The organism is Halorubrum rutilum (assembly GCF_042665015.1).
GTDB lineage: Archaea > Halobacteriota > Halobacteria > Halobacteriales > Haloferacaceae > Halorubrum > Halorubrum rutilum.
Genome location: NZ_JBHTBL010000026.1, coordinates 1 through 9785, shown reverse-complemented (window position 1 = coordinate 9785; position 9785 = coordinate 1). Strand labels below are relative to the sequence as shown.

Genomic DNA, 9785 nt, shown 5'->3' with positions numbered 1-9785 from the left:
CCTCACCGTCGGCACCGCCGTCGCGCTCACGTTCATGGCCGCGACCTACTGGATCTGGCCACAGATCTCCAACAAACCGATCTACAGCCGGCCGATCGGGCTGTTCCAGGTCGTCCTCTGGTTCGTCGGCATGGCGCTGATGTCGAACGCGATGCACGCCCAGGGGATCATGGGCGTGCCGCGCCGGACCGCAGAGCCCGAGTACAGCGGCTTCGACTACCCGACGATGTTCGGCGGGTTCGAGGAGCTCAACGTCCAGATCGCGATCGGCGGGACGCTGCTGTTCGTCTCGACGGTGCTGTTCATCGGGAACCTCGTGCTCACGATGGGGAACCCGCGGGTCACCGGGCTCGCCGAGTCGCTGCCGCCGGCGCTGTCCGGGCCAGACGATGCCCCGCGCGTACTCGACGACCTCCGGCTCTGGGTCGGGATCGCGCTGACCCTCGTCGTCCTCGCGTACGCCCTCCCGCTGGCGGCGATCGTTCGGCGCGGCGGGCTGCTCGGTCCCGGCGTGGGCACGTATCCGGCGTGGCTCATCCCGTTATACGACGCGATCATCGGCGCCGCGACACCCATCATCAGCGCCGTCGGCGACGGGATCTCCGCGCTCGTCGAGGTGGCCTGATGACCGTGGACGTGAGCCGCGGTGGACTCCTGGTGACACTTGCGATCTTCGGCGTGATCATCTACGAGTTGCGGACAGTCCTCGATTTCGTTGGCGTCAAACTCCCGCTTATTCCCTACATGATCGCTGTCTTCGCGCTCGCCGGCGTCCTATTATGGATCATTACTCTCAAAGGAGGATGGCAAACAGATGATGAGAGGACGGACCCTACGTAGAGATCTGGCAATAAAAAAGACGACAGCTAGCTTTCGGCGGGAGGGGCCGCAGTTTCTGACTGTTCGTACTTATTCTCAAACTCTTGAATAAGCTGGCCCATCTTCGCATACCAGTCGTTGAGCAGACGCTGCATGTCATCGGCGATTTTGGAGGGGTCAGACGGCGAGTAGACGTGATAGTAGCCACCCTGATCGTAGTTGATCTGGTCCTTTTCGATGAAGCCGGTCTGTAGCAGCCGTTGGACAGCACGGTAAGCCGTGGATCGCTCACGATCGACTGCGTCGGCGATCTCGTCGACAGTTAACGGTTCTTCGGTCTCAACAAGCGCCTGGAAGCACTCCTTGTCGAGTTCTTTGAGGCCGTGGAAGCATTCTAGTAGCCCCTCGCATTCCATGTCCCGGCGGAGCTGTTCAGACATCGAGTCTGGCATTGTTATCGAGACTATATTGGTACTGAGATATTAAAAGACTTTTGTATAGTTCGCACAATTTTGCGGCGAACTGAGGGAGGTGAGTAAACGCAATCGAACCCCGAACGGTGGGAGTTTCGGGTTTTGTATAAATACGACGTGAGGAGCTACTCGTCGCTCGAGGTATCTGAGAGTAAAAAACAGTTAGCTCGGCTGGCAGCGGGTTAGCACAAAACGGATTAGTCGGCGATTGTGACTCCCTGACCATGCGTCTGACGGAGCGTCGAAATTGTCGTGTAGAGAATCGCGAAGGCGACGACAACCGCCGCGCCGATAACCAGTACTAGTCCGAGCAGCTCAAGCGTCGAGTTTCCGAGATAAGATCCGATTTCGCCGATACCCACTGCGACGGCACCGATCAGGAGCATCCCGCCGAAGTAGATCTTGATACCGTCAGCGTCGACAACGGCGGTCGCGGCTGAACCGATTCGCGCACCGAGCGCGCTCCCGAACAACAGCGGGGCGACGATGCCAAGGTTTACGCCGCCGCCCTGTCCGTAGAGGTAACTTCCAAGACCACCAGAGAAGACGATCTCAAACAGGTCAGTACCGACAGCGACGGGCACCGGGACTCCAATAGCGTAGATCATCGCTGGCATTCGGATGAACCCGCCACCGACGCCGAGCAAGCCGGACAAGAGACCGGTCGCGAAGGCGACGACCGTAATAACCCATACAGAAACGCGGACATCGCCGCGGAGTGTCACCATCGGTGGAATTCGGATGGTCTCTTGGATACTCTTCGCGATCTCGGGGATTTCGTACTCGTCAAGATCCTTGTTACCTGGCTTGTGATCAACACCACCTCCGCCGTCAGCATGCAAAGCATCACGGGTAACCATCGCGCCGACGCCGCCGAGCAGAATAACATACGCGACGCTGATGACTCCACCGGCTAATCCTATTGATTCAAGATAATAGACAGTGGCACGCCCTGCTTCGATGCCAATGGTCGTTCCGGTGATCATGATGGCGCCGAGCTTATAATCTACTTGCCCGAGGTCATGATGTTTCAGGGTCGCGATGACCGCCGTTCCGAATACAAACGCCATTCCGCTTCCGACCGCGACAGGCGCCGGGTAGTCCAACATCAACAGCGCAGGAGTGACGAGGAACGACCCACCCATGCCGAAGAAGCCGAACAAGACCCCGACGACAAGTCCGAATCCGACGAACAGCGCGAGCATCTCTGGGCCTGTCCCGAACACGCCGGGGCCGCTGAGAAGACTATTGAGCATTCGATTCACCCCCTATCAAGAGGTTCATGAGGTAGGATCCGACAAGTCGTTCAAGACCGCCGTAGCCGGCGTACAGCACGAACGCCTCTAGTAGGATTGCGCCGATAAGCATCGCTGTCTGTGGATCCCAAGTGGGTATCTCTAGTCCTGCCATCGGTTCACCCTCTGATCTCCGCATTCGGTATTTTGCTTTTCACACATTTCTGCTCGGTTTCTCCTACCCACCTCGTGCGTATAATGGTTTTGGGATATCTACACAATACTATATTCCGGTAACCTCGGTCAGAGTACCGATAACTTATGACGAAGATACGGGCCGTGCCCTCGACAACCAGTTGCTCTGCGCCGTCACCGCCTGACCTGTTGTCTCTCAAATGAGTTGAGTTGTCATCAACTCGCGAACCCGTTTACCTAGGCTGCATCGGTGTCCGAATGACCCGCCTCGCCACTGTCGTCTCAGCAAACATCCACGCCGGGATGCCTAGCGTCGAATTCAAGAAGCGCCACCAACGCGCGCTCGATCAGGTATCGAGCGGTAATCGAGGCGGCAGGGTTCGATGTCAAGACACATGTTGTCCAGGGCCCCGCGCTGGTGCCTGAACGGTATCACTGAGATCGATTATCCCAGCCTGTTGATTGTGAGTTCGTGTGGGCAGAGCCCGCTGGAGAACCGAGTGATCGGCTCAACCACGCGCAACCTCGCGCGGACTACCGGCGTTCCGTTGTTAGTCAACCGCGCCGAGCGGGCGGTCGACGGGCCAGACATCCGCCAGCAACGAGCAACCAACCCGGCGACCACCGATACGGACGACGCCACGGAGTGACTCGCAATGCCTGATGCTGAGCCTCTCTATGACGTTCGTGAGCAAACCAGGAATCCCGAGCACGTATCGGTCGACGATGTGGTCGACCTCGTGATCCACCGGGCGCAGAACCCGCGAGCCGAGCACGAGGATGCGCATTTCGATACGGCGATCGCGGCTCTCGTCGACAGGTACGGAACGGAATCGGTCTGCTCTGTTGAATCCGCAGAAGGCGCCGGGAACGGATCACTCTGTACTCGGTTTTAGAGCGCTGTCGAGAGAATTCAGAGATGGAATCTTGGCAGAGAGTGAGGACCAAGGCCACTGGGTGGATCAATCCAACTCCCCGACGACGATGAGTGAGATAATCTCCTCTTCAGAGATCGTGATCCCCGTGTAGTCATCGGATTCAACAGAGCAAATCGGTCCGGGCAATTATCCACCGCATCCTCGTCGACGACGAGCCGTTTCGGACCGCCACGTACGGCCTTGAGATGCGCAACGTCGACGGCGTTCGGATCGGAACCGCCGCCAGCTGGTGCCTCGAGGAGCTGAACGCACAGGACAACGGCTGAGACTGGCGGGACAGGCCCGTCAGGCCCCTGATGTGCAAGCCCTGTACAAACGCCGAAACGGTTATCACTCTATGTGCAGAACTTGCACATAGAATGAGCTCAAGCGACGATCCGCGACGGGTCCATTTCCAGTCACCAGAGTATCTCGTCGACCGGCTGGATGCGATCGCGGAGCTCTTCGACAAGGATCGGACGGATCTGCTTGTCGAGGCGATTCGGGAGTACATCGAAGACACAGCCGACAGCGAGACGTTTCAGGAGTTGGTCGCGACGAAGTACTACGACGACCAGCTTGAGTTCGGGACGGTCAAGCAGTTGGTCGGCGCCGAGACTGCCCAACGCCTCCGTCTTCTCAAAGCGGATCTCGAGGATGAACCACTCGATCTTGCTGCCCCCAACGACGTCGACGTCTACGATGGCGACGCGACGGCGGTCGAGACCGCAGCCGACGACGAGCGATGAGCGGCCGGCGACTGCGTACGGTCGTCGCCGACACTAGTGCGCTCGTCAGTCTCACGGTTCCCCGCGCCGACGCGGCCGTCGACACTAACACTCCGGACCCGTTCCAGTATCTGCTCACCTCGTGTGACGTGTTCGTGCCGCCAGAAGTGGTCGCCGAACTCCGTGACATCACGCAGTACCAAGACATCCACGCCGCGGCTGCGAACAACGTCCTCGCGGCCCGCAGCTACTACACGGTCGCGGACCTCTACGAGCGCGAGGATACACCAGACTCGCGGCCGACGTTCGGGCTCGACGACGGCGAAACCGACGGGATTGTCCTTGCGAACGCGCTCGACGTCGATGGGTTTCTCACCGACGATTTCGGCGGAACGAACTTCCCGCTCATCCACGCCGTGCTACAGGGCCCGCGGATCGTCCCGACGCCGCGGCTCATCGTCGACTACGCTCGAAACGGGCATCTGAGCCACGAAAAGGCTCGAACGCTGATCACGACGATCAGCCCACATCGGAGCTGGGAGAATAGTCCGTACGTCACACAATTACTCCACCGTCTCGAAGAGTAACCAGTCTCCGGGTGGTGACGCCGAACAGCCAGCGCCGGCGACGACATCCGAAAGCCCTCGGCCGCTCGGCATCCCACGACCGCCGCTGCGTGCCTCGTGCCTGCGGTGCTTGCGGGGTCGGGGGACGGCCGAGACAGCCTCGCCCTTTCTGAGTCCGCCAAGGCGGTAACTGGGTCGCTGAGTGTCACAGCCGGCTGGACAGGTGTGTCCGTGACGGCCCGCCCCGCTCGCCACGACTAGCTGAGGAGAATTCGGCGAGCCGAGAGTTATAAACCAGAATTTATACGATTTAGTCTTCTGGAAGCCGTATGAGCAACGGATCGCTGGGGGAGCGTCGTGATTTTCGGTCGCTATTTGATGAACTCGACGGCATCGCTCTCTGGACAGCGTCCGAACCGGGGGAATTCGAGTACATCAGTGCTGGCTTCGAAGATATCTGGGGAATCTCACCCGAGGAAATCAAAGACGACATCGGAAAACTGATTGAAACGATTCATCCCGACGATCGAGAGCGTGTTCGCGCAAACATCGAGGAGTCAACCCGCGAACTCCGTGATACGGAGTATGAGGGACGCATCGTTCGTCCGGATGGTTCGGTCCGGTGGACGCTCAATCGGCAGGTTATCCTCCGGGATGAGGCGGGGGATGTCTCGGAAATCGTCGGCATCTCCACGGATATCACGGATCAGAAACGCCGCGAGCAAGAGCTTGAACTGTTGAATCGGATCGTTCGACACGATATTCGGAACGATATGGCGGTCGTGCTGGGCTGGGCAAAAATGCTCGACAACCACGTCGACGACGAGGGGCGCGAATACCTGCAGAAGATCCTTACCAGCGGTGAACACGTCGTTGAACTGACCGAGGTTGCGCGTGAGTACGTGGAAACGGTCGTCTCGGATGAGTCGGTCACCATAGAACCCGTGCCGCTGCGTTCGGTCCTAGAAACCGAGCTGTCGCTTCGCGAGGAGTCCTTCCCGGAGGCAGAGTTCATACTAGAGAACCCCCCGCCTGATGTTGAGGTCACTGCGAACAGTATGCTCAATTCGGTCTTTCGGAATCTCCTCAACAACGCTGTCCAACACAACGACGCGGATTCCCCTCGGATCGAGATCTCGTGTGCGGTCCTCGGCGACGAAGTTGAAGTTCGCATCGCCGACAACGGGCCCGGAATCTCAGACGATCACAAAGATACTGTGTTCGGCAAAGGGGAACGGGGGCTCGGAAGTCCCGGCACGGGAATCGGGCTCTATCTCGTTGACACGCTTGTCACTGAATACGGGGGTATAATCTGGGTGGAAGACAACGAGCCGACTGGTACCGTCTTCGTTGTCCAACTCCCACTCGCAGCGTAACTCCATCTACACGACACAATCGGTACGACGGATTGTTCTTGGAAACTACTGAACAAGCGGCCTCGACAGCTCGTGTTAGTGCTGCCGTCGGCGCAGGGTGTTGGGATTTGCTACCGATATCCGTTTGTATCGTCTGTAGCTCTCAAGGAAGCACAGTTAGAGGCTGCGCTGGACGCCTGGACCGTTCTGCCGCCGACCCCCTGCGGGAGTGTCCCGTCTGTGGGAAAGTTGGCATCCTAGAGCGGATTCAGCAACACACGTGTGAGTCAAGGCGATAGAAGACAACTACTCGGTGAACGCGTCTCCGTAAGGTAATTCAAAAGAGTAGTCATATTACATTCCAATTCTCATCTAGATGTGTGTATCATGGGACTCGGGAACTGAGGTGTGATCCGTGTTAGTTGCAGCCGGGATCACTGCCTTTGGGCTCCTGTTAGTCGGAGTCATCTCTCAGCTGTTCGGGTACCGACTGGGCGGCACGATCGCCATTCCCGTGCTGGCAGTCTATACCCTCAAAAACGCCTGGATGCTTCCGATCTTTGTACTGAGTACCATCCTCGCGTACCTCGGTCTGCGGATCGTAAAGCAACGAACGCTACTTTACGGTCGGGATGAACTGCTCGTCGCGATGGGGATCGGAAGCGGCGTTCCACTACTACTGCTCGTGGGGTTCGGATCGTTGTTCCCGGAGTCACTCCGGTCGGTTGTGTTCATCGGGAGTATTTTGCCCGGCCTTGCAGCGTACAACTACCACCAACTCAAACCAGAGTACCGAATCCACGATCTGCTCACGGCAGCTGGACTCTACGCTGGGCTGGTGGCCTGTGGCTGGCTGCTCATCACGCCCGAGCTGGCGACGACAGTAGGGGAGGTGACACCGCCAGCGCTCTACACAACGACGACCGACGTGGCGGTGTACAAGAATGCAGCCCTCCAGACCGAGCTTGAGCCGACAATCCTGGCTCGACCGGTTGCGGTGGGGCTTTTTGTGCTCGGGCTCTTCGTTTCTGAACGCGTCCGCGGGCGCTACGGGCTCCGGATGGGCCTGATCGCTCTCCCACTCCTAGCGATCTATGCACTTGCGAGCAAATGGCTTGTCCTGCTGTACGTAGTGATGCTTGGCCTCTCGTTCGGTTTCCTCTCGCTTGTCCATTACGTCACGCTCCTGTACGGACGTGTCCTGATTTCGACCACCACGGCGTTCGCGCTCATCGCAGCGATCCCCATCACGCTGCTGCTCCCGATCACACGTGGGCTATCAGCGTACTTCGTTGCGATTCTCGCGGGCATTGGCGCGTATAATTGGCACACAGCTCCGGGGCCGAAACGCAGGCTCTTCATCCCGTTACAGCTCGGCACCTTCGCCGTAATGTTGCCGCTCGCCCGAGCGACGGGTCGCATCCTTCCACGGGGATTCCCTCAGCGGTTTGGGGTTCCACAACTCGCTGCGAGTGTGTTCGTCGCAGTCGTCTGTCTGGCGATCGTCGAGTATTACACAGTCTACCAGCCGTCGCACGACGACGTGTTCGAGTCGTCGATCCTCTCGGGCGGTGATCAAGAATGAACGAACAGGGGATGTTCGAAGTGGTGCGGAGTGAGGAAGGATGGCACTGGCGGCTTAGTGACGCCGAAGTGTGTTTAGCGATCGGAACAGACCGATATGACATGTCACGAGCGGCACGGCAGCGAATCGATCGGGTTCGCGACGCGGCGGCAGAACTCGAATCGCTCGACACCGACGAGTTCGAATACGTCGATACACCGTCGGCCGACGGGGGACCGACGCTTCGGGTTCGAGGTGACGAGTCACTCGAGATCTTCGACTGGACGCTTGAAGCCGATGGCGAGACACTCGCCGTTCCGAACTTCACCTACACCGAGCGAGCGAACGCTCGCGAAGCGATGCGGCGGTTCCGGCATCTCGCAACGGGAGCGATTCCGGTGTATTTCGTCGGCACGGAAGACGACGCTGTCGAACATGACCCGTTCGAGGTCGGGATGTCAACCATCCGTGGTGCGTCCTCATTATTAACTCGCGGACGACAACACCGTCAGTTCCTCCAGAATATCGACACGCGGATCGTGGTGTCGGGCATCCGCGGGAAGTCGTCGACGGTCAAGCGTCTCGATGACGTGTTCCGGCGGCGAGGCTACGACACCCTAACGAAGATTACTGGCAACCATCCACTGTTGATCCGCAACGGGAACGTCATCCCAATCGAACGGACGGGGGCGTACACGACGTTGTACGAGAATATCAACGTCTTACAGGAGTTCGGCCCGCAACTGGAGTCGTACACGCCAGAGGATGTCGGCATCTTCGAGAATCAGGGGATCACTGAGTATACGACGCGGCTGATCAACAAGCGGTTCATCAAGCCCCACGTCGTCGTCATCGCGAACGTACGACAGGATCATCAGGACACGCTGGGCAAGACCATCCGAGACCTCGCGCGGGCGTTCGCACGGACAATCCCACCCGGAACGAAGGTTGTCAACGGCGAACAGAATCCCGTCCTCGCCGAGTACATGCGCGACGAGATCGAACAGCAGGGTGGTGAGATGCGGCAGGTGACGATCCCGGACGATCAGCAGGGCCGGATCGGAGCCGAAACCGTCTACGCAGTCAACGACGTGTTGCGGTGGTTGGATATGGACCCAGTACCAGAGGAACAGCTGAACGCGTATCTGGATGCGATCCAGCCACGCTGGATTCGCCTCCCAAACGGCCGCATTTTTAACGGGGCTGAAATCAACGACATCGAGAGTACGGAGGCGATTCGACAGTCACTGGCTGGCGATAGCCACGTCCTGCCGTTCGTCTACCTTCGTGCCGACCGTCGGAGCCGCACCGCCTCGTTCGCCAAGTATCTGAATACACTGGCCGAACGCGACCTGATCGAACGAGCGCGTGCTGGTGGCGCGTTCACTGGCGTGTTTGCTTCGAATGTTGATGTCCCCGTGACCGAACACAGTCGCGACGAAGACGCCGGCGACGTGCTCGACGATATGCTTGAGGAGGGGTATCCGGTGTTGACGATGGGGAATACGGTTGATGACTTTATGCGTGATTTAGAGGACCAGATAGTGACGCGAGCGAAGAAAGTCGCCATTAAGGAAGCTGACTGAGCGTTTCCGAGACTCCTGTTCTGCATCCTCGGGTAACGTATGAGCTACTGAGTGTCACAGACCGGAGCGAATAGCTGTAGTATCGATGTCAGTCAATTTCCAATATAATAAGGTCCAGTACAGAGTTCACACGACAGCCTGAGAATTTAAACAGACGGGTACATGAGACCGCGCCTCTCATGAGCCGCTATAAGAGCCCGACCGCGACGGCGTACGCGAGCGCGAACGACAGGCCGAACGACCCGGCCCACGCCCCGACCGTCACGAGGATCTTCCGCGCGTCGACCGCGTCCCGCCCGCCCACCGCGGCGCCGCTCCCGATGATCGCGCTGACGACGATCTCGTTG

General features: G+C 58.7%; 10 protein-coding genes and 4 pseudogenes. 10 read left to right on the top strand and 4 right to left on the bottom strand.

The features are described 5' to 3' along the window. Together ACFQMF_RS15745 and ACFQMF_RS15740 are read left to right on the top strand one after the other, a co-directional pair. Positions 1-625: cbb3-type cytochrome c oxidase subunit I (locus ACFQMF_RS15745; RefSeq protein WP_379792323.1), on the top strand; the 625-nt coding region annotated here is incomplete at its 5' end. Then, positions 625-840: a CbaC protein gene (locus ACFQMF_RS15740; protein WP_256409810.1), complete on the top strand. Its 216-nt coding sequence runs from the start codon at positions 625-627 to the stop codon at positions 838-840. The genes ACFQMF_RS15745 and ACFQMF_RS15740, both read left to right, overlap by 1 nt. A 26-nt stretch (positions 841-866) precedes the next feature. Here ACFQMF_RS15740 and ACFQMF_RS15735 read toward each other — a convergent pair whose 3' ends face one another. The 3 genes from ACFQMF_RS15735 to ACFQMF_RS15725 form a co-directional block, all read right to left on the bottom strand. After that, entirely contained in the window at positions 867-1271 is a 405-nt protein-coding gene (locus ACFQMF_RS15735; protein WP_092566358.1) for a helix-turn-helix domain-containing protein, read from the bottom strand. A gap of 218 nt (positions 1272-1489) precedes the next feature. Further along, complete coding sequence (locus tag ACFQMF_RS15730; RefSeq protein ID WP_256409809.1) at positions 1490-2548, bottom strand: sulfite exporter TauE/SafE family protein; 1059 nt, start codon at positions 2546-2548, stop codon at positions 1490-1492. Then, positions 2538-2702 (bottom strand): DUF7512 family protein, encoded by a 165-nt coding sequence (locus ACFQMF_RS15725; RefSeq protein WP_256409808.1) that lies wholly within the window; start codon positions 2700-2702, stop codon positions 2538-2540. Before ACFQMF_RS15725 ends, ACFQMF_RS15730 begins: the two co-directional genes overlap by 11 nt. A 257-nt stretch (positions 2703-2959) precedes the next feature. Here ACFQMF_RS15725 and ACFQMF_RS15720 point away from each other — a divergent pair. The 8 genes and pseudogenes from ACFQMF_RS15720 to ACFQMF_RS15690 all read left to right on the top strand — a co-directional run. Next, positions 2960-3324 (top strand): annotated as a pseudogene (locus ACFQMF_RS15720) (universal stress protein); the annotation flags it as partial. 54 nt (positions 3325-3378) lie between these two features. Beyond that, a pseudogene (locus tag ACFQMF_RS15715) lies at positions 3379-3570 on the top strand (DUF8158 family protein); the annotation flags it as partial. Positions 3571-3776: 206 nt separating this feature from the next. After that, a pseudogene (locus ACFQMF_RS16335) lies at positions 3777-3926 on the top strand (DUF8158 family protein); the annotation flags it as partial. A gap of 93 nt (positions 3927-4019) precedes the next feature. Then, the gene (locus tag ACFQMF_RS15710) at positions 4020-4388 is read left to right on the top strand and encodes a ribbon-helix-helix domain-containing protein (protein ID WP_256409806.1); all 369 of its coding nucleotides are present in this window, start codon (positions 4020-4022) and stop codon (positions 4386-4388) included. After that, complete coding sequence (locus ACFQMF_RS15705) at positions 4385-4954, top strand: hypothetical protein (protein ID WP_256409805.1); 570 nt, start codon at positions 4385-4387, stop codon at positions 4952-4954. Before ACFQMF_RS15710 ends, ACFQMF_RS15705 begins: the two co-directional genes overlap by 4 nt. Before the next feature lie 308 nt (positions 4955-5262). Next, entirely contained in the window at positions 5263-6309 is a 1047-nt protein-coding gene (locus ACFQMF_RS15700) for an ATP-binding protein (RefSeq protein ID WP_256409804.1), read from the top strand. 394 nt (positions 6310-6703) lie between these two features. Beyond that, entirely contained in the window at positions 6704-7873 is a 1170-nt protein-coding gene (locus ACFQMF_RS15695; protein WP_256409803.1) for a poly-gamma-glutamate biosynthesis protein PgsC/CapC, read from the top strand. Continuing rightward, entirely contained in the window at positions 7870-9438 is a 1569-nt protein-coding gene (locus ACFQMF_RS15690) for a Mur ligase (RefSeq protein ID WP_256409802.1), read from the top strand. The genes ACFQMF_RS15695 and ACFQMF_RS15690 overlap by 4 nt, the downstream gene beginning before the upstream one ends. A 187-nt stretch (positions 9439-9625) precedes the next feature. On the opposite strand, the pseudogene ACFQMF_RS15685 reads toward ACFQMF_RS15690, so the two are convergent. Then, positions 9626-9785 (bottom strand): annotated as a pseudogene (locus ACFQMF_RS15685) (inorganic phosphate transporter); the annotation flags it as partial.